At 61.3% G+C, this 21636-nt stretch carries 22 protein-coding genes, 1 tRNA gene and 2 pseudogenes; 13 read left to right on the forward strand and 12 right to left on the reverse strand.

Annotation, left to right across the window (positions count from 1 at the left end; translation table 11 throughout):
• Position 1: 1 nt before the first annotated feature.
• Genes JJC00_RS32120 through JJC00_RS32145 form a run of 6 tightly spaced genes read right to left on the reverse strand, consistent with a single transcriptional unit; the run spans position 2 to position 5141 of the window.
• Entirely contained in the window at positions 2–886 is an 885-nt protein-coding gene (locus JJC00_RS32120) for a polysaccharide deacetylase family protein (protein ID WP_200469792.1), read from the reverse strand.
• On the reverse strand, positions 873–1688 hold the full coding sequence (locus JJC00_RS32125) for an ABC transporter substrate-binding protein (protein WP_200469793.1): 816 nt from the start codon (positions 1686–1688) through the stop codon (positions 873–875). Before JJC00_RS32125 ends, JJC00_RS32120 begins: the two co-directional genes overlap by 14 nt.
• A gap of 27 nt (positions 1689–1715) precedes the next feature.
• A complete protein-coding gene (locus JJC00_RS32130; protein WP_200469794.1) occupies positions 1716–2480 on the reverse strand; it encodes an amino acid ABC transporter ATP-binding protein in 765 nt (254 codons plus the stop codon).
• Complete coding sequence (locus JJC00_RS32135; RefSeq protein WP_200469795.1) at positions 2477–3334, reverse strand: amino acid ABC transporter permease; 858 nt, start codon at positions 3332–3334, stop codon at positions 2477–2479. The genes JJC00_RS32130 and JJC00_RS32135 overlap by 4 nt, the downstream gene beginning before the upstream one ends.
• Positions 3331–4158: an ABC transporter substrate-binding protein gene (locus tag JJC00_RS32140; RefSeq protein WP_200469796.1), complete on the reverse strand. Its 828-nt coding sequence runs from the start codon at positions 4156–4158 to the stop codon at positions 3331–3333. The genes JJC00_RS32135 and JJC00_RS32140 overlap by 4 nt, the downstream gene beginning before the upstream one ends.
• Before the next feature lie 59 nt (positions 4159–4217).
• On the reverse strand, positions 4218–5141 hold the full coding sequence (locus JJC00_RS32145) for an N-carbamoyl-D-amino-acid hydrolase (protein WP_246774305.1): 924 nt from the start codon (positions 5139–5141) through the stop codon (positions 4218–4220).
• A gap of 184 nt (positions 5142–5325) precedes the next feature.
• On the opposite strand from JJC00_RS32145, the gene JJC00_RS32150 reads away from it, so the two are divergent.
• The gene (locus JJC00_RS32150) at positions 5326–6252 is read left to right on the forward strand and encodes a LysR family transcriptional regulator (protein ID WP_200469798.1); all 927 of its coding nucleotides are present in this window, start codon (positions 5326–5328) and stop codon (positions 6250–6252) included.
• A 28-nt stretch (positions 6253–6280) separates the two neighbouring features.
• Positions 6281–6985 (forward strand): type 1 glutamine amidotransferase, encoded by a 705-nt coding sequence (locus JJC00_RS32155; protein ID WP_200469799.1) that lies wholly within the window; start codon positions 6281–6283, stop codon positions 6983–6985.
• Between the two features lie 38 nt (positions 6986–7023).
• On the opposite strand, the gene JJC00_RS32160 is transcribed toward JJC00_RS32155, so the two are convergent.
• From JJC00_RS32160 to JJC00_RS32170, 3 genes are all read right to left on the reverse strand, one after another.
• Positions 7024–7491, reverse strand: coding sequence for a DUF1348 family protein (locus tag JJC00_RS32160; RefSeq protein WP_200469800.1), 468 nt, complete (start codon positions 7489–7491; stop codon positions 7024–7026).
• Between the two features lie 78 nt (positions 7492–7569).
• Positions 7570–7983, reverse strand: a complete 414-nt coding sequence (locus tag JJC00_RS32165; RefSeq protein ID WP_200474303.1) for a YbgC/FadM family acyl-CoA thioesterase — start codon at positions 7981–7983, stop codon at positions 7570–7572.
• Between the two features lie 47 nt (positions 7984–8030).
• Positions 8031–8471 (reverse strand): YbgC/FadM family acyl-CoA thioesterase, encoded by a 441-nt coding sequence (locus tag JJC00_RS32170; protein ID WP_200469801.1) that lies wholly within the window; start codon positions 8469–8471, stop codon positions 8031–8033.
• A gap of 699 nt (positions 8472–9170) precedes the next feature.
• Here JJC00_RS32170 and JJC00_RS32175 point away from each other — a divergent pair.
• Positions 9171–10307, forward strand: coding sequence for a glycosyltransferase (locus JJC00_RS32175; protein ID WP_246773988.1), 1137 nt, complete (start codon positions 9171–9173; stop codon positions 10305–10307).
• 172 nt (positions 10308–10479) lie between these two features.
• Here the strand turns inward: JJC00_RS32175 and JJC00_RS32180 are convergent, their stop codons facing one another.
• Entirely contained in the window at positions 10480–10827 is a 348-nt protein-coding gene (locus JJC00_RS32180; RefSeq protein WP_200469803.1) for a hypothetical protein, read from the reverse strand.
• 67 nt (positions 10828–10894) lie between these two features.
• Between JJC00_RS32180 and JJC00_RS32185 the strand changes: the two genes are divergently transcribed.
• Together JJC00_RS32185 and JJC00_RS32190 are read left to right on the forward strand one after the other, a co-directional pair.
• Positions 10895–11749 carry an alpha/beta fold hydrolase gene (locus tag JJC00_RS32185; RefSeq protein WP_246773989.1) on the forward strand — a complete coding sequence of 285 codons (855 nt, stop codon included), beginning with the start codon at positions 10895–10897 and terminating at the stop codon, positions 11747–11749.
• A gap of 429 nt (positions 11750–12178) precedes the next feature.
• A pseudogene (locus JJC00_RS32190) lies at positions 12179–12851 on the forward strand (type IV toxin-antitoxin system AbiEi family antitoxin domain-containing protein); the annotation flags it as partial.
• A gap of 200 nt (positions 12852–13051) precedes the next feature.
• On the opposite strand, the gene ybgC reads toward JJC00_RS32190, so the two are convergent.
• On the reverse strand, positions 13052–13495 hold the full coding sequence (gene ybgC, locus JJC00_RS32195; RefSeq protein WP_200469804.1) for a tol-pal system-associated acyl-CoA thioesterase: 444 nt from the start codon (positions 13493–13495) through the stop codon (positions 13052–13054).
• 275 nt (positions 13496–13770) lie between these two features.
• A pseudogene (locus JJC00_RS39040) lies at positions 13771–14088 on the reverse strand (DUF7146 domain-containing protein); the annotation flags it as partial.
• A gap of 1227 nt (positions 14089–15315) precedes the next feature.
• Between JJC00_RS39040 and JJC00_RS32210 the strand changes: the two are divergent.
• From JJC00_RS32210 to JJC00_RS32245, 8 genes are all read left to right on the forward strand, one after another.
• Positions 15316–15771 carry a hypothetical protein gene (locus tag JJC00_RS32210; protein ID WP_200469806.1) on the forward strand — a complete coding sequence of 152 codons (456 nt, stop codon included), beginning with the start codon at positions 15316–15318 and terminating at the stop codon, positions 15769–15771.
• Positions 15768–16610 carry a Fic family protein gene (locus tag JJC00_RS32215; RefSeq protein ID WP_200469807.1) on the forward strand — a complete coding sequence of 281 codons (843 nt, stop codon included), beginning with the start codon at positions 15768–15770 and terminating at the stop codon, positions 16608–16610. The genes JJC00_RS32210 and JJC00_RS32215 overlap by 4 nt, the downstream gene beginning before the upstream one ends.
• A 52-nt stretch (positions 16611–16662) precedes the next feature.
• A complete protein-coding gene (locus JJC00_RS32220; RefSeq protein ID WP_200469808.1) occupies positions 16663–16824 on the forward strand; it encodes a hypothetical protein in 162 nt (53 codons plus the stop codon).
• Positions 16825–17386: 562 nt separating this feature from the next.
• Positions 17387–17608, forward strand: coding sequence for a hypothetical protein (locus JJC00_RS32225; protein WP_200469809.1), 222 nt, complete (start codon positions 17387–17389; stop codon positions 17606–17608).
• Positions 17609–17731: 123 nt separating this feature from the next.
• Positions 17732–18244, forward strand: coding sequence for a hypothetical protein (locus tag JJC00_RS32230; RefSeq protein ID WP_200469810.1), 513 nt, complete (start codon positions 17732–17734; stop codon positions 18242–18244).
• Between the two features lie 665 nt (positions 18245–18909).
• Positions 18910–18985 (forward strand) — tRNA-Ile (locus JJC00_RS32235).
• 268 nt (positions 18986–19253) lie between these two features.
• A complete protein-coding gene (locus JJC00_RS32240; protein WP_246773992.1) occupies positions 19254–20093 on the forward strand; it encodes a DUF3883 domain-containing protein in 840 nt (279 codons plus the stop codon).
• 155 nt (positions 20094–20248) lie between these two features.
• Positions 20249–21466, forward strand: a complete 1218-nt coding sequence (locus JJC00_RS32245; RefSeq protein WP_246773993.1) for a DNA cytosine methyltransferase — start codon at positions 20249–20251, stop codon at positions 21464–21466.
• The last annotated feature ends 170 nt before the right edge of the window (positions 21467–21636 follow it).

The raw sequence follows: 21636 nt of genomic DNA on the forward strand, positions 1-21636 counted from the left end.
CTCAACGGTTGGCCGCCTCGTGGCGCAGGAAGTTTTCAGTGATCTTCTCGCCGGTGGTGATCCAGACATCCGGGCACGACTTTGCGTAGGTCAGGAACTCACGCAGCAGGCGCAGCCGCATCGGACGGCCGCTGCATTGCGGATGCAGCACCGTCGTCACCATCGCGCCCCAGTCCCTGGTTTCGTCGAGCTCGTCCTTCCAGATCGAGAGCACGTGCTCCTTGGGAAAAATCGAGCGCGGGCTGAAGCGCGCCGAGAGGCCGTGCATCCAGTCGTCATAGCTCGCAGTCACCGGCAGCTCGATCGTGCCGGGCTTGCCGTCGGCGAGACGATGGCGATAGGGCCGCACGTCGTCGCGGAACGAGGACGTGTAGACAATGCCGTGGCGCACCAGTGCGACGCGCAGCTCCTCGGTGAACTCGCCGTAGGGCGCGCGATAGCCGGTCGGCTTGACGCCGAGCCGGCGCTTCAGCGCCTCGAAACCGCGCTCCAGCTCGTCCTCGATCCAGGGATCGCCGGGATCGGGGAGCAGATGGTGATAGCCGTGATGGCCGATCTCGTGACCCGCCCTGAGGATGGATTCGGCCATCGCCGGATGCGCATCGACCGACCATCCGGTGACGAAGAAGGTCGCCTTGAGATCGAGCTGGTCGAGCAGCTCCAGAACCTTCGGCGTGCCGACACGCGCCTCATAGCCGCCATAGCTCATGGTGATGAGCCGCTGTGCGTGCACCGCGTCCTTGCTGGTCCACGCGCTCTCCGCGTCGACATCGAAGGACAGGAACATCGCCGAATTGTACGGCTTGGGCCAGGGATATTCCGGCGCTGGGTCCGCGGTGTTGGCTGGGGTGAGCGGGATGCTCTGGAGTGCCTTACTGTCCAGCATTGATGGTCGCCTTTTCGAGTGCGTTGTCTGTCAACTTCCACTTGGCAAGCAGGGTCTTGTAGGTGCCGTCCGCGATCAGCGCGTCGAGTGCCTCCAGCATGGCCTGCTGCAACGCCTTTTCCTTGACTGGCAGCGCAATGCCGGTGAATTGCGTTGCGAAGGGATCGCCGACCGGCGCATAGGTGCTCGGCTCGAGATTCATCAGATAGGGCAGCGTCTCATTGCCCTGCACGGCGGCGTCGATACGGCCCTGCCTGAGCTGCGTGCGCGCATCTGCCGAGCCGTCCGTACCAACGAACTGGATCGGATTGCTGCCGCAATTCTTCTGGCTCCACTTGTCGATCTCTGCCGGAAACATGGTTCGGCGGCTGGCGCCAACCTTCTTGCCGCACAGCGCAGCCATGTCCTTGAACTCGGACGCGCGGGACTGCTGCACGAAGAATTTTGGGCCGCTACGCAGATAATCGACGAAGGAAGCGATGTCGTGCCGGCTCGCATAGTCCGTGAAGCCGGACAGGATGGCATCCACCCGGCCCGTCGAAATCGATGGCATGAACCCAGCGAAGCTGGTCTCGGTCCATTCGATCTTGACGCCGAGCTTGCGGCCGATGGCCTCGCCGAGATCGATGTCGAAGCCGGACAGCACGTTGGTGGCGGGATCACGGAACTCCATCGGCGGATAGTTCGGCACCAGCCCCACCTTGATGCTGCCGCGCTTGACGATGTCAGGCGGCAGCTCGATGGCCAAGGCCGAGATCGTCATGGCACCGAACAGCGCCGCCGTCACCAAAACTCTCTTCATCAACACGCCCCCAGTTTCCATTAGTGCTCAGATCACTGCCGAAAGAAATGCCTTGGTCCGCTCCTCGCGCGGCGCGCCCAGCACGTCGGAGGCGCGCCCCTGCTCGACGATCGCGCCCTGATCCATGTAGACGACGCGGTCGGCGACCTCGCGGGCGAAGCCGAGCTCGTGCGTCACCACCATCATGGTCATGCCGCTCTTCGCCAGCTCCTTCATCACCGCAAGCACCTCGCCAACGAGCTCAGGATCGAGCGCGCTGGTCGGCTCGTCGAACAGCATAAGCATCGGCTTCATTGCGAGCGCGCGGGCAATCGCGACGCGCTGCTGTTGACCGCCGGAGAGCTGCGCGGGATACGAATTGGCCTTGGTCGACAAGCCGACGCGCCGGAGCAGCTCGAGCGCCTCGGCGTGCACCTCGTCGGCCTTGCGGCCCTGCACCTGAAGCGGGCCTTCAATGATGTTCTCCAGCGCGGTCTTGTGCGGAAACAGGTTGAAGCGCTGGAACACCATGCCGGTCTTCAGCCGCTGCCGCCCGATCTCGCGCTCGGTGAGGCGATGCAGTCGCCCACCTTGCTCGCGCACGCCGAGCAGCTCGCCATCGAGCCAGATGCCGCCGCTGTCGATGACGGCGAGCTGGTTGATGCAACGGAGCAGCGTGGTCTTGCCTGAACCGGAGGCGCCGATCAGACACATCACCTCGCCGGGCCAGACGTCGAGCGAGACGTTTTTGAGAGCCTGGAACTCTCCAAAACTCTTGGCTATGGAGCGGATCGCGACGAGGGGCTTTGTCATCGCGCCAACCGCAGGGTGCCGCGTGCAAAACGGCGTTCGAGCAGCATCTGGAGCGGCGTCAGAATCGAGACGACGAGCAGGTACCAGAGTCCGGCAACGATCAGCAGCTCGATCACGCGGGAATTGGCGTAGTAGATGTTCTCGGCGTTGTGCAGCACTTCCGGATATTGGATCACGCTCGCAAGCGAGGTCGCCTTCACCATGCCGATGAACTCGTTGCCGAGCGGCGGGATCACCACGCGCATCGCCTGCGGCAAGATGATCCGGCGCAGCGCGCGCAGCCGTCCCATGCCGATCGCCTGCGCCGCCTCATATTGCCCGATATCGACCGACAGCATGCCGGCGCGCATCACTTCGGACGTGTAGGCGCCCTGGTTGATGCCGAGCCCGAGCAGCGCCGCAAGGAAGGGCGTCATGACATCGACGGCGCGCGCACTCCACAGGCCCGGAATGCCGATGGTCGGAAACACCAGTGCAAGGTTGAACCACAATAGCAATTGCAGGATCAGCGGCGTGCCGCGGAACAGCCAGGTGTAGCCGGCCGCGACCGTCTTCAGCACCGGATTGGGCGACAGCCGCATGATCGCGACGACGATGCCGAGAAAGATGCCGAGCGCCATCGCCAGCACCGCCATCACCATGGTGTTGACGATGCCTTCGAGGATCGCCTTTGCGGTGATGAAGCGGCTGACATAGGACCATTCGATCTGGCCATTGGCGAAGGCGCGCGCGATTGCCGCCAGCACCAGGACGATCAGGGCCGCGCTGAGCCAGCGAAACCAGTGCGGCTCGCGCGCGATCCGCATCCCCGACAGATCGGGAAATCCTTCGGCGAGCGCCGGCGCGGGCTTCATTGCGGCGCCGCGTTCAGCATCGGCCGGGTCACCGCATTCGCACCCAGGCCCCATTTGTCGAGAACCGCCTTGTAGGACCCATCGCCGATCATCGCCGTGAGCTTCTCCGTCACGACTTCACGGAGCGCGGCATCGTCCTTGCGGAACATGATGCCCTGATAGCCTTTCACAAAGGACTCGCCGACGATGCGGTATTTGCCCGGCTCCTGCGTCTGCGCATAAGGCAGCGTCTCGCTGCCCTGCACGGCGGCGTCGATGCGGCCCTGCTTGAGCTGGTTGCGGACATCGATCGAGTTCTCGCCAGGCACATATTGGATCTCCGGCTTGCCGCCCGCCTCACAATTCTGCTTGCTCCACTTCTCGATCTCGACGGGGAAGCTGGTGCTACGGGTGGTGCCGACCTTCTTGCCGCAGAGATCGGTGGCGGCCTTCGCTTCGCTCTCGGCCATCACGAAGAACTGAGGGCCAGTCGTGAGGTAATCGACGAAATCGGCACTCTCGCGCCGCGAGGCACGATCGGAGATGCCGGAGATAATGAAATCCGCGCGCTTGGTCTGCAAGGAGGGGATCAGTTCGGCAAACGGCGTCTCGCTCCAGACGATCTTGAGGCCGCCGAGTCGCTTGGCGAGCTCGTTGGCGAGATCGATGTCGAGTCCCACCAGCTCATTGCTGGCGGGATCGCGATATTCCATCGGCGCGTAGGTGGAATTGACCGTGAGCTTCAACGTGCCCGCCTGCTTGATCTCGGCCGGAAGCTCGGCGGCCTGCACTGAGGTCACGGCAGCCAGGGCTGCAAGCCCAAGGAAATGCGAGAGGCGTGTCATGTCAGCTCCTTTGCCAACCTTTTGCTTTACCGATCCATCGCCAGCGCCGAGCCAAACCGTCAGTCCGCGTCGAGCACGGCCGGCTCGACGACGCCGGCGCGCTCGGTGATCACCCTGTATTGCTCGGGCCGCCGATGGGCGGCGAAATTGAACATCTTGTCCTTGCCCTGTCGGCAGAGGTCGAGATCGATGTCGGCGACGATCACCTCGTCGATCAGGGTCGCGGCCTGCGCGACGATGCGGCCATTGGGATCCACGATGCAGGAGCCGCCGATCAGGCCGGAGCCGTCCTCGTCGCCGGCCTTGGCGACCGAGATCGCCCAGGTCGCGTTCATGTAAGCGTTGGCCTGCGTCACCAGCGTCGAGTGGAAGGTGCGCAAGGAAGCGTCTTCGGTGGTGCCACCATTGGGATCATAAGCCGCCGAATTGTAGCCGATGCAGACGAGCTCGACGCCTTGCAGGCCGAGCACGCGCCAGGATTCCGGCCAGCGGCGATCGTTGCAGATCATCATGCCCATGATTGCATGCGCCCAGGCCGAGCCGGCACGGAACGCGGGAAAGCCGAGATCGCCATATTCGAAATAGCGCTTCTCGAGCTGCTGGTAGCGCGCGCCCTCGCGCGGCTCGACCGTACCAGGCAGATGCACCTTGCGATAGCGGCCGAGAATCTCGCCGTCGCGATCGACCAGGATGGCGCAATTGTAACGGCGCCCGTCTGCTGTCTGCTCGGCATAGCCGACATAGAAGCCGACGCGCAGCGCACGTGCGCGATCGAACAGCTTTGCCACGGCGGGGTTCGGCATGCCGTGCTCGAAATATCCGTCGAGCGCTTCACCTTCGAGCAACCAACGCGGAAAGAAGGTGGTGAAGGCGAGTTCGGGAAACACCACGAGGCTGGCGCCGCGGTTCGCTGCTTCCTCCAGCATGGCGAGCATCCGCGATAGCGTATGCTCACGCGTATCGGCTCTTTGCGTCGGCCCCATCTGGGCGGCGGCGGCGCGAAGGACACGAACCAAGACTGCCTCCAATCTGTGCGCAATGCTGCCTCGATGGGCGAATGAACCCTTTGATCCAGCATGCAAATCCGCGACCATTAGGCGCAAGGAGGGCTGCAAAAGCAATTCATCGTGCTATGATGTTTTGGCCCTGAGTATAATTGGCAGTGATATGAACCTGCGCCAGCTTGAGATCCTGCGTGCCGTCATCCGCCATCGCACCACGGTGGCGGCGGCGGATGAGCTGGCACTGTCGCAGCCCGCGGTCAGCAACGCGCTGAAGACGATGGAGGCGCAGGCGGGCTTTGCGCTGTTCGAGCGCGTCAACAACCGGCTGTTTCCAACCGCGGAGGCGATGGCGCTCTACAAGGAGAGCGAAGCGATCTTCGCGCTTCACGCCAAGCTCGAAAACCGCGTGCGCGATCTGCGCGAGAACCGCGCCGGGCATCTTGCCATCGTGGCAACGCCTCCGCTCGCCTACAGCATCATTCCCTCCGCGCTATCAAGCTTCCTGCGCCGCCGTCCGGAGACGCGCGTGTTCTTCGACGTCCGGCGCTATGAGGGCATCATCGAGGGCGTGCTCAGCCGCGTCGCCGAGCTCGGCTTCGCGCTCGGGCTGACGCATCATCCCGGCATCGCGCACGAGGTGGTGCACACCGGCGAAATGGTCTGCGTGCTGCCGCCGCAGCACCCGCTCGCCGACAGGCCGGTGATCTCGGCCGCGGATCTGTCCGGCCTCCCCTTCATCGGGCTTGAGCGCGGCACCCGGCTTGGAGAGGCCGTGCGCGACAGCTTTGCCCGCGCCGGCGCGCCGTTCCAGCCGACGGTCGAGGTGCGCTATTGCAACACGGCCTGCGTGCTCGCAGCCGCCGGCGTCGGCGCCGCCGTGGTCGATCCCTTCTCGCCACGCCAGAACGGCGGCCAGGGTCTCGTTGTTCGGCCGTTCACGCCGACGACGCGCGCGGTCGCCTACATGCTATGGTCGGAAGCGGAGCCACTGTCGCGTCTGGCCAAGGCCTTTCTCGGCGAGATCCGCAAGGAGAGCGCGCTGTTGGAGCGCACAGCGCCACACCAGCAACATGGGGCAGGAAGCGACTGAGCTTCGCAAGCTTTGACCTGAGGGGCACATGGCACGCATCACCATCATCGAGACCGGACTGGTTCCGCAAAAGTATCGCGAGCAGCACGGCTCGTTTCCGGACATGTTCGAGCGCATGGTTCGTGCCGAGGACCCGTCGGCCACGGTCGACGTGGTCAGCATCCCCAATGGCGATGCGCTGCCCGATCCGGGCAAGCTCGAGGCTGTGCTGATCACTGGCGCGGCTGCCGGCGTCTATGACGGGCTCGACTGGATCGCGCCGCTGGAAGATTTCGTGCGCACCGCCTATGCCAACAAGACGCCGATGGTCGGCGTCTGCTTCGGCCATCAGCTGATCGCGCAGGCGCTGGGCGGCAGCGTCCGCAAATCGGACAAGGGCTGGGGCATTGGCCGGCACGTCTATCAGGTGCTGCCGGAGAACGGCGTCGTCGACGGCGAAGCGGTCGCGATCGCCTGCTCGCATCAGGACCAGGTGATCGAGCCGCCGAACGATGCACTGACAATCCTGTCCTCCGAATTCACGCCGCATGCCGGCCTGCTCTACGCCAACGGCGCGACGCTGACGGTGCAGCCGCACCCCGAGTTCGACGTGGAGTTTGCGCAAGTGTGCTGCGAGCTGCGCGACGGCAAGGCGCCGGAGGATGTCGTCGCGACGGCAAGGGCGTCGCTGGCGCAGCCGATGGACCACGCCAAGCTCGGTGGGGCGATTACGAGGTTTTTGGGGCGGCGGTGACTTCATCTCTCTCCGTAAGAACGGGGAGAGGAAGCACCTCAGAACGGATCGGTTCCCAGCCCCGGCACGTCGGCCGGCCGCAGCCCCGGCGCGGGCCAGTGAAACCGGCGATCTTTTTCCGCAATCGCGATGTCGTTGATCGAGGCCTCGCGCCGCCGCATCAGGCCGTGCTCGTCGAACTCCCACTGCTCGTTGCCGTAGGAGCGATACCACTGGCCGGCCGCGTCGCGCCATTCGTACTGGAAGCGCACCGCGATGCGGTTCTCGTCGAAGGCCCAGAGGTCCTTGATCAGGCGGTAGTCATGCTCCTTCTCCCATTTGCGGGTGAGGAACGCGACGATGGCTTCTCGGCCCTGAAACACTTCCGCACGATTGCGCCAGCGGCTGTCCTCGGTGTAGGCGAGCGAGACACGCACCGGATCGCGCGAATTCCAGGCGTCCTCGGCCATGCGCGCCTTCTGCGCGGCGGTCTCGCGGGTGAAGGGCGGAAACGGCGGGCGCGACATGATGGCCTCATCGGTTAGCAGGAGCGGCAATCTATCGCCGCACGTGCCGGAGTCGATAGGCCTTTGCCTATCGGGCGATCACGAAATCAGATCGGCCTTCATCAGTCTGCGGATCGATTTCGGGATCGGTTGCGCCCGGCCGCCGCTGATGAAGGCGACGCGCACCTCGGCCTTGACCAGCACGTCCTCACCGCGCCGCACCTCCTGCGCCAGCATGATGGAGGCGCCCTTCACCGCGACCGGCCAGGTCACGATGTCGAGCACGTCGTCCATCCGCGCGGGCTTGAGGAAATCCAGATGCATCGAGCGGACGACGAAGGCAAAGCCTGCGCCTTCGGTCTCGGGCTGCTCGAACAGCGCCTGCTGCTCGGCGCCCATCAGCCGCAGATGATTGGTGCGCCCGCGTTCCATGTAGCGCAGGTAATTGGCGTGATAGACGATGCCTGAGAACTCCGGTTTGACTATATCGCAACAGGATACTAACTGCTTGATTCCGTTGGGGCGCTGGAGGACGACAGCGTGAACAAGCGTAGATTTTTCTACGCCCCTTCCATGGCGAGCCGCAGCGCCTTCGGGATACGTTGCGCCTTTCCGCCTGAGATAAAGGCGACGCGCACGCGGGCCGTGACTAAAAGATCGTCTCCACGCCTGCATTCCTGCAGCAGGATAATCGAGGCGCCCCTCACGTCTTCTGGAACGGTGATAACCTCAATCAGGTCATCCAAGATTGCCGGCTTTTGAAAGTCGATACTCATTGAACGGACAACGAAGGCAAAGCCTGGCACATCTCTCCGCGCTTCTTTCAGGAGCTCCTGCTGATTCATTCCGAGCAGACGCAAGTAATTTGTTCTGCCGCGTTCCATGAAGCGCAAAAAACTGGCGTGATAAACAATTTGGCCGGAGTCAGTGTCTTCGAAATAAACGCGGACGCGCATTTGATGACGACCGTCGCGAATTTCGCCTTCAAGAGAGCCTGTCACAGGAAGATTCCTCCTATCGCACTTCGGGAGCATGCACCTTGCTCGCGGCAGAAATCGAATGAGGTCCTGCGAGTCAACAAAAACAGCTTGAATCTCACGTTGCGTTACGTTGTAGGCTTGAAAAATGTTGACAAAAGTCACCCCGCCGCAGGCGCGTCGATTGCTCATTGGCAACTCACATTTGACTGCCACGCCAAGTGAGCCATTGAGAGATACATGTCTTCGAACGCATGAAGCGAGGGGATTCTCGTGACGCTTTCGGTCAGCGTGCTTTTCGAGAGCCCGCGTCACTTCGCTTGATGGCAGGCCGAAACAGATCGGAGTCAAGGCAGATCGAAGATCTCACAAGGCCAAGAGGGCTCGTAGTGGTGCGCCGTGGCGCTAAATCAGTCCGTGGAAGCGCTTGGGGCGGCCTGCCGCCCGTAACCCGGGGTCACCACGTATGTGGGTGAGGTGTGCGCAGCACTCGGTGGCCGCGTGGCACGTTGCGGCCCTCTTAGGTCCGCGCACGCGCGCAGCCGATCTTAGCAAGTGACGATAGCGTCGCCTTCTTTGAAGCGAAGGAGTTGAACTTCTGTAATGTCTTACCGTTTTCTCCTCGCCTCGTGGGGCACGTTGGGAAACCTCAGTCCCCTGCTCACCGCGGCCCGGCGGTTGCGCGGACATGGTCACCATGTTCGAGTCATTGCGGACCCCGCCATGCGTGCAGAAGTCGACGCCGCCGATTTCGAGTTCGTGTCATGGCGAAGCGCCCCAATCGGCGAGGCTGCGGATCCAACAGATGTCTCGAACCTGCGAGATCGGATGCGCAGGGTCGTCTTTGAGCCTTGCTCTGCTTACGCGACAGATATTTGGGAGGAAATTGGCCGCTTCCCAGCGGATGCCGTCCTTAGCCTCGATTTTCTGTTCGGAGCGGCACTTGGGGCGGAAGCGTCCGGCGTACCTTTCGCGTTCCTTTCGCCTCACGTCAGCCTTCGGATCCTGCCGGGAATGCCGCCGGCTACGTCCGGATTGGGCCAGCCGAAAACGCCAGAGGAGCTCGCCGAGGTGGCAGCAGCCTGTGCCGCTCTCCATGGCGCGATGAATGCGTCTCTTCCTATCCTCAATCGGGCCCGCGTTGATTGCGGACTTCCCGTTCTTCCTGACGTTATGGATCTGTTCGACCGGGCCGACCGAGTTCTGCTCGCGACCAGTCGGGCCTTTGACTTCGAAGCCACCTCTCTTCCGGACAACTTCCGCTATATTGGACCGTTGCTCGATGTGCCGAATTGGTCCAAGTCGTGGCAGGCTCCATGGCCCGCTCAGCGTAATCGTTCTCGCGCGCTGATCGCCTGTAGCACGGGTGCGCAGAACCAGCGCGATCTGTTCCAGCGCGTCATCGGCGCCGTCGGAACGGTTGACATCGACGCTGTGTTTACAACAGGTCCGAGTCTGGACCTGGCCGACTTTCGAGCTCCGCAGAACGTGCATTTGGTGCGCGGTGCTCCCCATGACTCCATCATGAGGGACGTTTCCATGGTCATATCACAAGGCGGCCACGGCACCGTCACCCGTTCACTGATCAACGCTTTGCCGCAACTCATTCTGCCAATGGCGCGAGACCAGTTGGCCAACGCTGCGCGGGTCGAGGCGAAGGGGGTGGGACTTCGATTGGGGCCGACGGCTTCTGAACCGGATATTGCGGCAGCCATAAACTGGCTGATCACGGAACCGCAATTCAAAGTTGCGGCCCGGAAGCTTGGCGAGGCTATTAAAGCCGATATCGATACATCTGGCTTTGTCAACGAGATGGAGCTTCTCGCCGCTGTCGGACGTCAGCGACGTAGCCGCTCATGAATTTGGGTCCATTGCGGACCGGTCAAACGATCAACGAAACGGCTACTGCTCGATGAATTCCCTCTTGCTGGTGGAAACATCTCCACGCGCCGGCTGGCGCAATCGCCGATCAAAGAGAAGGATGCCTTGCGCATTTATCCCGATTCATTTGCCTTCACCTTGTTACTTGGTCTTATGGCTTCGTTTCCGACGTTTGGCATTGACGCGCCCCTCCCAAGCCTTTCGGCGACGGGAGACGACCTCGGCCGAACTTGGTTTGGCGGCGAGCGTTTATCTCATGAGCTTGGGAGCGCCCCCTTAGCCCTATTGGCCGATATCGGATCGCGTCGGCCGCAACCCGATCCACGAAGGAGGCACTGCGGCCGATACCGGAAATCATGGGGTCCATCAGTGCCGCAAGAACTTTCGTGCAAATGATCGGCGCCGCCTCGTCCAGCGCAATCGACAGGCATTCCGTATTTTCGAGGGCGGTAGTGATGTTTGCTTTCTGCTTGTTGTCGGGTGCCGCTTGCGTGGGCATCGTTCTTCCGGCCGAAGACTGAGCCGAAGTCCATTGAAGGCAAGCCCAGCTCAGGAGGAAAGTGACCGTGATCTCTTATCACAAGTTGAGGCCCGTTCTGTTGAGCCGCGACGGTGTACGTTTGGCACATGTTGAGGCCGGACCTGTAGCGGCGCAAGTCCCTCCGCTGCTCCTTGTCAATGGCTGGACAGGTGACCACGGCATCTTCACGCCCCAGATCGCCCACTTCTCTCAAAGCCGTCGCGTCGTGGCCGTCAATCTTCGCGGTCACGGCTCCAGCGATGCACCCCAGCAAGACTATACCATGGCAGGATTTGCGGACGACATCGCCTGGCAATGCGCTCAACTGGAACTGCACAAGCCGGTTGTGATTGGCCACAGCATGGGAGGCCGGATCGCGCTCGAACTGTGCGGCCGCTATCCGGATCTGGCCTCGGGCATGGTGATGATCGATACGATCATCATGCCGCCCCCGATCTTGCGCGAATCTCCCGGAGTTCGAGCGCTTCTGGAAGGTATCGGCGGGCCCGACTATCTGGTGGTCTTAAGGGCGAACGCATGGGAACTTGGCTGCGATTTCGAAGATCCGGCCCGACGAAAGATGATCTACGAAACCTATGTACTTCCGTCTTGCGAGAGAACGCCACAGCATGTGGCTCATTCAATGATGCGGAACGCTATCCTGAACCATGATCCGGTCCCGGCTGCAGAGGCCTGCTGGATTCCCATGGCTTATATTTCGGCCGATGTTCCGCTGGTGAACATGGCGCGCGATCTCGATCGGCTCCAGGAGATCTGTCCACAGCTCGTCATAGCGAAGACGATGCTCGCCGGACATTACAACACGATCGAGGTTGCAGATCAGGTCAATGCTATGCTCGATCGCTTCCTAACCGTCGGCCTCCACCGGTGCAGAGACTGACGCGGAAGCCTTGAGCAGATCCGGCCATGTGAAAGCGGTTTTGCCTGGCTAACGATCCGTTCCGGTGGATGCGGTGCCCGAGACGCAAAGTTGGCGTCATACAAGTTCAAGCCGCGCCATCGAAGTTGATGTGAAGTCGCAGCCCCAGAGGTAGAGCCTGGATGTCGATGTCGCAACAGAAGTCGAACGGGTTGCTTGCATTGGGTCGCTGGACGACTAGGTGTGAATGAGGAGCAGATTTATCTATGTCCTTGCATAGCAAGCGAGCCGCATGGACGCGGCCCGTTTAAGACGGCTTCCCTTTTCCGCTTCGCTTCACCCATGGCTGCGCATTGGAGATCGAAATGTGATTGGCGGTGGCCCGACGAGCTAGATTTTGATTATGAGTTTTCTGCATAGTCACGCTTAGCAAATTTGCAAATCTATAAGCTGACATGGCAGAAGGCCGTCATATCGCTTCAGACGCTGCTTGAGCGCCCCCTGATCGTCGGAGGGCGAACCGCGCTCGAACTTCAGGGCTTTTCGCACTACCTCCGGGCTGAAGGGCCGACCATCGTTTATCTGTACGGCTCCGATGCCCCGCCCCGATGGCTCTTCAAGCTTCCGCTCAAAGAGCGCTTCACATTCCGCAAGAGCACAACGCTCTTCAAGGCCGATCGGGTGACGAAGGGGCTCAAGAACTTCGCCTGGAATGTCCAGAACAATACCGGCGCAGCCGCAGACGAATTCCAGGCAGGCCCATTCAAGCAGATATCGGGCGAGGGCGAATGGCCGCTGATCGTCTCATCGCCCGAGCGCGCGCTGCTTGAATTGCTCGACGAGCTGCCGAATAGCGAGAGCTTCCACCAGGCTGACATGCTTTGTTGAGGGCTTGCGCAACCTCAGTCCCCGCAAGCTGCAAAAACTGCTAGACGATTGCCGAAGCGTGAAAGTCCAAAGGTTGTTCTTCTGGTTCGCTGACCGCCACAACCATTCATGGCTGAAGCAGGTAGACCGCGACCAGGTCGATCTGGGGAAGGGAAAGCGCATGCTGGTGAAAGACGGAAGGCTCGATCCGAAACATTTGATCACCGTGCCGGAGGATCTCAGTGCCCCTGCCTGAACGCTATCGGCATCAGGTCGCGCTGCTGATCGAGACCTTGCCATTCGTTGCGGCGGAATGAGATTTTGCCCTCAAAGGCGGCACCGCGATCAATCTACACCGCCTTGCTTGAACAATGGTTTGACGATGTCGCAACAGAATCCTAGTGGATTGCTTTCATTGGGTCGATGGACGATCAAGGCGTGAACGAGGAGCAGATTTTATCTATGCGCTTCCATAGCAAGCCGCAGCGTCTTGGGAATGCGCTGCGCTCTTCCGCGTGCGACAAACGCCACACGCACACGCGCCATAACTAGGAGATCGCTTCCGCGCCTGCACTCCTGTAGCAAGTCAATTGACGCGCCCCTCACCTCTTGTGGGAGCGTGACGACGTCAAGGACGTCGTCCAAGACCGCCGGCTTTAGAAAATCGATTGTCATCGAACGGACGACGAAGGCAAAGCCGGGCGCGTCGTTCCGAGCTTCTTCGAGCAGCGCTTGCTGATTGGTTCCGAGCAGGCGCAAGTAATTCGTTCTGCCGCGCTCCATGAACCGCAAAAAATTTGCGTGATAAACAATCTGGCCGGAATCTGTATCTTCAAAATAGACCCGGACCTGCATGTGATGGCGTCCGCCGCGAATTTCGCCGTCAAGAGTGGCTGTCAAGGTGCTGTTCCTCTCCTGGGCTTCCGGAACCACTGTCTTGCACAGAGGCGCTTTTCCGAGCAAGCGGCAAAAATCTCGAGCTTGGCTCCTGCAGCCGGAAGCTCAAGCCGCTACATGAATGCCGGCATGCACTGCGCGCGGTATCGATGGCGTCGCTAAGGTCTGGCTCGCGCATTACGAGAAGGGCCGCCTGAACGGCACGCATCGACCAGTGTCGGCTGTCCGGGCGAATATTTTGACCTTGCTGCGCAAAGAATGACACGGGCTCGGGGATTATCGAAGCCGTCCCGCACAAGCCAGGTGCGATGCACGCCGGTGATGGCGCCGGAAAGACCCGTGACCGCGGCCATCATCGCCGGCCAAGTCTCGGCCGGCGAATGCTCGTCTGGGCGGTAGAAGCAGCGGGGATGGAAGCGGAGATTTCCGGTTCCGTGTAAAACCGTAATGCAGCGTTCCCGCAGATACGTTTGGACGGCATCCTTCGGCTCAGGCCGAAACGACCGTCGCCATAGCAGCAGTAATGAGCGCGAAATGCCATACCGCCGCGCTGTTGCCGCGACTTGGCGCGGCGCCTGTAAGCTCTCCAGGACGATCTTGAGCTTCTCGTCTTCGGACCAGCGCCGCCGCCGGCCCGTGTCCACCACCTCAAGCCGTTCGACTTAGGCACTGCGCCTATCACTGTCCACAAGGACAGTTCTCAACAACACGCCTCATTCAGCAAGGCTGCCTTCACCGGACTTCACCGTCTTTCAATTGCCCAAAATTTCTGCTCCGACCATGGCGCTCAGCGCGATATCGGTGACCTGCTGCTGCTGGTGTCGCTGATCTTGTGGCTGATGCGCGACCGCCCCGCCGACGTCGGTCTGGCGGCCTACGGGAAGACCGCGACCGCGGATCCGGTCCAGCCGGCCACGACCAGCCCCGACCGGTTCGGTCGCCACCGCGTTCGGCGCGCTGCGGATCGTCGCGCATCAGGTCGGCGCCGCCGTCGCCGCGTACGGCACCGGTCTCACGCGGACCGTCGAAGACACCTACGCGCCGACTTTCCTGACGTCCGGCATGCTGCGCTTCGTGGCTGGCCTCCTGAGCCTGTTCATCGGCTGCAGCGCGCTCTCCGGAGCCCCTTCGACGGCCCTCCCGTCGGCGGCGAAGGCATGATGCCGGCTTGCCGCCAGCGGCTGGCACACCGCTCTCGCACTGCGGTTTCTCGTCGATGGCGGCCTGCCCATAGCCGGAGGTCTGATTGGACGCAGTGTCGAGCTCGAATGCCGCGTCCCACCCGGCCTGGCGATGTGCTGCACGTCGAGATTGTCCCGTCGCGTGCCCATCCAGGCGGCGGCACGGTCGTCGCGTGCGGCGAGACCTGCAACCAGCGCAGGGAGGGTCGTCTAGATCACCACGGTCGGGCTGATCGTCGCGGCACCGAAGCTAAGATGCCGGTGGGTTACTGCGGGCCGAGCAGATGCGCTCCGAAGGGTCCAAATGTGGACTTTTGAAGGTTTTTCCGCGAATCACCTGTTTTTGAGCGTTTCACCGTGCGGCTGAACGTTTTTCGGCGTTCGAGGGGATTTTTCGGCCGGCCGGGGCTTCGTTGAACGATTTTCCGCGCATGGCCCCGCTTTTGAACGTTTCGCCGTACGACTGAACGTTTTTCCGCATCTGAAGGGGTTTTTCGGCCGGCCAAAAGGCTGGTTGAACGATTTTCCGCAGCCAGCCCTATTTTTGAACGATTTTCCGGGACCTGAACGATCTACCGCGAACTTGCCGTATCCTGAACGTTTCGCCATCCTGCTGAACGATTTTCCGCCCGAGCGCCGATTTTGAACGAGGAGTTCCATTTGCAGGACCAGAGCCTAGGCCAACTCCGCCTCCATGAGATGCTGGAACTCGACGTACCGAAGCCGCACGTGCGCTCGACGGCCGTCCGCGGCAACCGTCGAACCATTGAGGGACAGGACGCACTGATCGAACAGTTTCCTCCCCGGTACGTCCCGCAAGACACCGCGATCGAACATCTCAAGTTCGCGCTACGTCACGAACCGCTGGACATGGGCGTCCTGGCAGCCGCCTTCAAGGTGATGCCGAAACAGGACATCGAGACATGGATCAAGTCCGAGCCGACCGGCGCCGTCTCGCGGCGGACATGGTTTCTCTATGAGACGCTGACCGGCGACACGCTCGACATCGAAGACGCCGGCGCAGTGACGTACGTCGACGCACTGGATCCCGAACGGCACGTCGTCGCGAACGCGTGCGGTCCCGCAGGCACAAGGTGACGGACAATCTCCTCGGAGTACCTGGCTTCTACCTCACCGTCCGGCGGACGGCGAAGATCCAGCAGCACATAGCGGAGAAGCTCGACGAAGTTGCGAAGGCGTACACGGAGAAGGTGCCCGCCAAGACACTGATGCGGGCCGTGCAGTACCTGTATACGAAGGAAACGAAATCTTCCTTCGAGATCGAACACGAACGGCCGACGCCGGAGAAGGCACGGCGCTTCATCGCCGCCCTCGAACAGGGCGAGAAGTTCGACGCGACGAACGAGAAGGGTCTCATCGCGCTCCAAAACGAGATCGTCGACCCGAGATACGCCGCCTCGGACGTCCGCGATTTCCAGAACTTCGTGGGCGAAACTCTCGGCTCGCATCGGGAGAAGGTGCATTTCGTCTGCCCGAAACCAGAGGAAGTGAAGCCTCTGATGTCAGACTGGATGAAGATGACCGCGCGCCTCAAGCAGGACGCCGAGCCCGTCACCGCAGCGGCGCTGATCGCCTTCACGTTTGTCTTCATCCATCCGTTCGAGGACGGAAACGGCCGCATCCACCGTTTCCTCATCCATCACGTGCTGTCGTCCCAGCAGTACACGCCCCAAGGCATTATCTTTCCGGTCTCGGCGGCGATCCTGCGCAACATCAGGGAGTACGACACGGCTCTCGAAAGCTACTCGAACCCGCTTCTCGCGCACGTCAAATACAAGATGACGCCGAAGAACGAAGTCGAGGTCCTGAACGAGACCGCGCACCTCTACCGGTACTTCGACGCGACCCGTTTCGTCGAATACCTCTACGAGAAAGCTTGCGGAGACCATTGCCACGGACCTCAAGGAGGAAGTTGAGTTCGTCGAGAAATTCGACCGGGCGTACACCGCGGTTACGAACCAGATCGACATGCCGAACAGACGCGCGTCGTTGTTTGTCCGCCTCTGCATGCAGAACGCCGGAAAGCTTTCGAAAAAGAAACGCGAGCAGTTTCCCGCATTGACCGACGACGAGATCACAATGCTTGAGGAAGCCATCCAGGAAGCGCTCGCGGAATTCGACGAGGCTTAGACCCCCTATGGACCGGTACCGCACGGCCCGTCCGGACGGCGTATCGAATGATCCTCGGCGGCGGCGCCCTTACCTCTACATCGGCGTCATACCCTGTACCGGGCCCGGCGCCTTCATCCGGCGCGCATACGCGGACGCAGCGTCGCGCCTGGACGCGACCGCCGCCGCCGCCGTCGCGAACGAACGATTCGCGGCGCGGACTGCCTACTCAGCGGGCGACGGGTTCTCGCTCGCCGACATATCCGCGCACATCATCGAGGTTTTCCTGAACGACCGGATCGACTGGAGCGCGCATCCGCACCTCAACCGGGGGTCGACCTGGTCGGAGGCCGGCTGGGCGTGCCCGCCTTCGGCGCGCCGAACGGTTGTCACCCGGCCCGCGTGTGATAGCCTTGCAGTTGCATTTCCGCGCATGCGCGACCCCCGAGGTGGTCCATGGTCATGATCGAGTCAGCCGCTCCGAATCCGCTCGACAGCATCTTCCAAGATTTCGAGAAGAAGTCCGGCTGGACCTTGAGTCCGCAAGCAAAGACCATCCTCAAGGAAGGTCTCGAGGCAGTCCATGTTGATATGCTCGGCCTCGGGCATTTCGCCGTGGCCGTCGACCGGGCCCCATCGTCCATCGGGTCATCGACGCCCTGCCGAGTTTCTGTTCGACCTCGCCAGGAAGGCCGACAAGCGCGACAAGGTCGAGACGTCCAAGCGGACGATCGACGGCGTGTTCGTCCTCCAGAACATGAGGCTGTGGGAAAGCCTCTCGGGCTGCACCTGCTGGCCGGTCTGAGCCGTCCATGAACGATGCAGCGCCTCCGGCTTCCCCGCCGATCAAGGACACGATCGACGCGAACTCCGGCCGGTTCGAGTTCTCAAGCAGACGCTCACGCTCGGGCTCGCCGGTATCGGCGGCGTGGCGGCGCTCTTCACCGACCCGTCGCGCGTTCCGAGCGACACGTTCTTGAAGTGGGTGCTGGTACTGGCCGGCGCCGGGCTGGTCTTCGTCGTGGCCTTCGCCGTCATGGGACTCTCGGCCTACGCCAATCTGCTGACCGTCAGCGCGAAGATATCTCAGAACACGAAGGACGTCGAAAAATATCCGAAGGGCGTACGCGATCACGCGCGCGTCGTAATCATCGCGCTTTCGGTGGCGCTGGCCGGTACGGTCACGTTCGCGATCAACCGGCTGTTCGCGCCGCCGACCACGCCCGAAGGCGCGGTCACGACCGCCGCCGGTTTCGTCGCCAAGGAAACGAAGCTCACTACCGACATGATCCATTTCGACAGGATGGAAGCCGACAGCGACGCCTACGTCGTGACGTTCTCGGTGCCGACGACCGGCAATGGCTTTACCGTCGCGTCGCGAAGAAGGTCGGTAGCGTCGCCCAGGCCACGCAGCAGAAGAAGCGCTAGCGGAGCAGCCTAAAACAATCTCGTCACCAAACTGCTCCGCAGAAACAAAATTGTCACCTCGAAAACAGGATTGTCACCGTGCTCGCTGCGGCGACCGATCCGACGATGATCGGCATAGTTGCGGCGACCCACGGCCATCGCTATATTCTGCGCGGGTTCGCCACCTTTGTCGCCGGCTCAGACGGCTTCCAGAGCAGTGTTGCACGCGCGCATCTCGTCGCCGTCGGTAGCCGAGCCACCGGGCCAATTGCGTTTCTGGCAAATTGGAGGGGGCTCCGGGTGACTGCGTCCACGATGTCTGGTGCCGGAAAGACCAAAAGCTCCCCGTGGCTTTTCAGGTCATGCTCGACGAAGCGATGGTCTGGACTGGCTTTCTCGCCGATGTGTTCTCGTTAGAGAGCCCATTATTGAGTGGACCAGTAAGTCGACAACCGAGATCCCGTTCTCCATTCCCGAACTTCAGCTTTTCTACAAAGCCAGGGATCCATGTCCGACAGACGAACTCGACTTCGCAGCCGCATTGCCATTGCTGAACGCTTCCCAAATTGCGTGGCTAACCGCGGACTGCTTGCAAGACCCTAGTTCGTTCGAAGCGATATGGGATTGCCGGAATGCCGGCCACCCTGTAAACGATCCCGGCACGCCGTTCGGCCCCCTTTCAGCGATTGCCCGCGGCGGGGGCCTGTAGCTCAATGGTTAGAGCCGGCCGCTCATAACGGTCTGGTTGCAGGTTCGAGTCCTGCCGGGCCCACCAAGAATATCAGTGACTATGCGGCCACTTTGAAAACGACTCGATTTCCGCTTTAAGAACGACTCGATTTCGTTTTGAAAACGACTCGATCTCAGATCCCACTGACCCGACTGTCGAATTTCGTCTCGGTTTTTTCGCCGATTTTTGAGCGCGAAAAAACCGAGGGGGGTCCTTTTCATCTCAACGCACGTTTAGCGCCGGCCAGATTCGCGCCGCTGTGACCATGTTGCGCACAATTGCTCACCTGGTACGCTACCCTGTGGGCACAGAATTGAACGCAAGCCGAAACGAGATAGCCGGGACGCCGTGGTCGGAGGACGAGGTCTCCGCCGTCGTGGAGAGTTATTTCCGAATGCTGGCCCTTGAGAGGGCAGGCACTCCATACAACAAGTCGGAGAACCGACGCCGACTGATGGAGGTCGTCGGTCGATCGGAGGGCTCGATCGAGCGCAAGCTACAGAATGTGTCCGCAGTCCTGGACGTGTTGGGCGCTCAGTGGATCAACGGTTACAAGCCGCTGGCGCATTACCAAGACGCCCTCGTCGGAGCCGTGGCGCACGCGGTTGCAAGGGCGCCTAGCTTTCTCGATCCTGGGAATGTGGGCACACCGCCGTCGGACGAGACCGCGATCTTGGTACCAGCGCCGCCCCTGCGCGATCCGGGCGAGACGTTAACGCCGGCCGTCCGGCGGCTAGTCGGAAAATTCGATCCAGCCGAGCGGGACGCCAGAAATCGTGAGCTGGGAAAGGCCGGCGAGAGGTTCGTCGTGGGGTTCGAGCGTGACCGCCTCCGTCGGGCCGGGCGCGACGACTTGGCAAATGACGTCCGGTGGGTCTCCGACCTGGATGGCGATGGGTTTGGGTATGATGTCAAATCCTTCGAGCCAGACGGCCAGGAGCGACTATTGGAGATCAAAACGACCTGCGGTCATGAGCGCACCGCCTTCTGGCTCACCAGACGAGAGATCGACATCGCCGCGGAGAACAGTGAGATTTATCGGATCCTGAGAGTCTTCCACTTCCGCAACCGCGCGCAAATGTTCGAAATCGACCCGCCACTGGAGGAAGGTCTCCTGATTACTCCCACGACCTTCCTTGCTGCTCCGAGATAGCAGTTTAGCGGCCGTTCTTCCCTCATGCCGATCGCACCAGACTTGGTTAACCATCTTGGGACACCATAATCGCAGATGGATGTCGATTCATTCGTGAAGAGCGAAGGAAGCGGTTCACAACCAAGCCGGCTGCGTTGACACTTACCAGCTTTCGCTTGAGCTTGATTCGTGAGTGCGACGACTTTTCGGCGATGGCCGAGTCCGAGGGGGATATGCCGACAGCCGTCTCGTTATTCAGTGGTGCCGGAGGATTCTGCGAAGGCGTTCGCCTCGCGGGGTTTAAGCTGGCATGCGCGGTCGAGATGGACAAATACGCTGTGCAGACGCATGGCGCCAACTTCCCCAAGGTACCCATGTTCAGCGGGGACGTGTCCCGCTTTCTACTGGAAGCCCAGCCAGGCGTTCCTTCCAAGCGCGATCTCATCGACAGCGACGTTGACTTGGTCTTCGGCGGGCCGCCGTGTCAGGGCTTCAGCCAGATCGGACCAAGGGACCTGAAGGATCCCCGCAACCTTCTTTACCTGGAATTCGCGAGAGTGCTGAAGGCGCTCAAGCCGAAGGTCTTCGTAATGGAAAACGTGCCGAACATGGTCGCGATGAAAAACGGCCATTTCCGGGACCTCATCATTTCGGCACTGGGGAGCGCCGGGTATCGCAACACGATTCTGATCCCTTTGACGGCGTCAGAGTTCGGCGTGCCGCAGCACCGCCGACGCGTATTCTTCGTAGGGACAAGGGATGATCTGCCGGCGTCGGATGATTTGGCTGCGCAGTTCGGCCGCTACCTGGATGCCAGCCGTAGCGAACGTAAGATCACCGTCGACGAGGCGATCTCGGACCTACCCCGTTCCGTTTCCCTAGATGACGGCCCCCTGCCATATCCGAAACTGCGCCTGAAGAATCCCTCCGAGTTCCAGCGCGCCATGCGGCTGGATCTGGACAGCCCACTGGTGCCGAAACAGTGGAAGATCACGAATCTGAAGGGCGAACGATCCCTCTTCAATCATCACACCAAAGGAATCGAAAGCCGGAGAAAGCGCATCGTGAAGGCGCTCAAACCTGGCGCGGCCGGGGATTCGCTGCCCAAGTCACTCTGGGACGGGTCTCGCCCCTACAAGTGGCGCCGGCTGCATCCTGATGAGCCGTCCTATACGATCCTCGCCCACATGCAGCGAGACCTCTCGGAGTGGATCCACCCCAAACACGACCGCTGGATCACCGTGCGCGAGGCCGCAAGGCTGCAATCGTTCCACGACGGCTTCGTTTTCGTGGGCAGCGAGCGCCAACAGCTCAAACAAGTCGGTAATGCGGTCCCCCCGCTGCTCGGCTACGCCGTGGCGTCGGCGGCAAGGAAGCTCTTGAGAGCCATCTAGGATTCGTACCTCAAGGATTGGAACGAGCGCCAATCCTTCAATTTCCTCTTTCCCCCAAAGTTCTGATTCAAATCGCAGAAATCGGTTGTAGCGCTTTTCGGCGTGTGCCTAAACTAAACCTCAACCAAGAAAATTGCCCGGGCAGGGGGCAAAAATTGAGCCAGACAGAA

Origin of the sequence: Bradyrhizobium diazoefficiens, from assembly GCF_016616885.1 — a bacterium.
GTDB classification, from domain to species: domain Bacteria; phylum Pseudomonadota; class Alphaproteobacteria; order Rhizobiales; family Xanthobacteraceae; genus Bradyrhizobium; species Bradyrhizobium diazoefficiens_F.

Coding starts and splice junctions, on each gene's coding strand:
- JJC00_RS32120 (WP_200469792.1), bottom strand. CDS start 886: ATGCTGGACAGTAAGGCACTCCAGAGCATCCCGCTCACCCCAGCCAAC.
- JJC00_RS32125 (WP_200469793.1), bottom strand. CDS start 1,688: ATGAAGAGAGTTTTGGTGACGGCGGCGCTGTTCGGTGCCATGACGATC.
- JJC00_RS32130 (WP_200469794.1), bottom strand. CDS start 2,480: ATGACAAAGCCCCTCGTCGCGATCCGCTCCATAGCCAAGAGTTTTGGA.
- JJC00_RS32135 (WP_200469795.1), bottom strand. CDS start 3,334: ATGAAGCCCGCGCCGGCGCTCGCCGAAGGATTTCCCGATCTGTCGGGG.
- JJC00_RS32140 (WP_200469796.1), bottom strand. CDS start 4,158: ATGACACGCCTCTCGCATTTCCTTGGGCTTGCAGCCCTGGCTGCCGTG.
- JJC00_RS32145 (WP_246774305.1), bottom strand. CDS start 5,141: ATGGGGCCGACGCAAAGAGCCGATACGCGTGAGCATACGCTATCGCGG.
- JJC00_RS32150 (WP_200469798.1), top strand. CDS start 5,326: ATGAACCTGCGCCAGCTTGAGATCCTGCGTGCCGTCATCCGCCATCGC.
- JJC00_RS32155 (WP_200469799.1), top strand. CDS start 6,281: ATGGCACGCATCACCATCATCGAGACCGGACTGGTTCCGCAAAAGTAT.
- JJC00_RS32160 (WP_200469800.1), bottom strand. CDS start 7,491: ATGTCGCGCCCGCCGTTTCCGCCCTTCACCCGCGAGACCGCCGCGCAG.
- JJC00_RS32175 (WP_246773988.1), top strand. CDS start 9,171: ATGCGTGCAGAAGTCGACGCCGCCGATTTCGAGTTCGTGTCATGGCGA.
- JJC00_RS32180 (WP_200469803.1), bottom strand. CDS start 10,827: ATGCCCACGCAAGCGGCACCCGACAACAAGCAGAAAGCAAACATCACT.
- JJC00_RS32220 (WP_200469808.1), top strand. CDS start 16,663: ATGCCGAACAGACGCGCGTCGTTGTTTGTCCGCCTCTGCATGCAGAAC.
- JJC00_RS32225 (WP_200469809.1), top strand. CDS start 17,387: ATGTTGATATGCTCGGCCTCGGGCATTTCGCCGTGGCCGTCGACCGGG.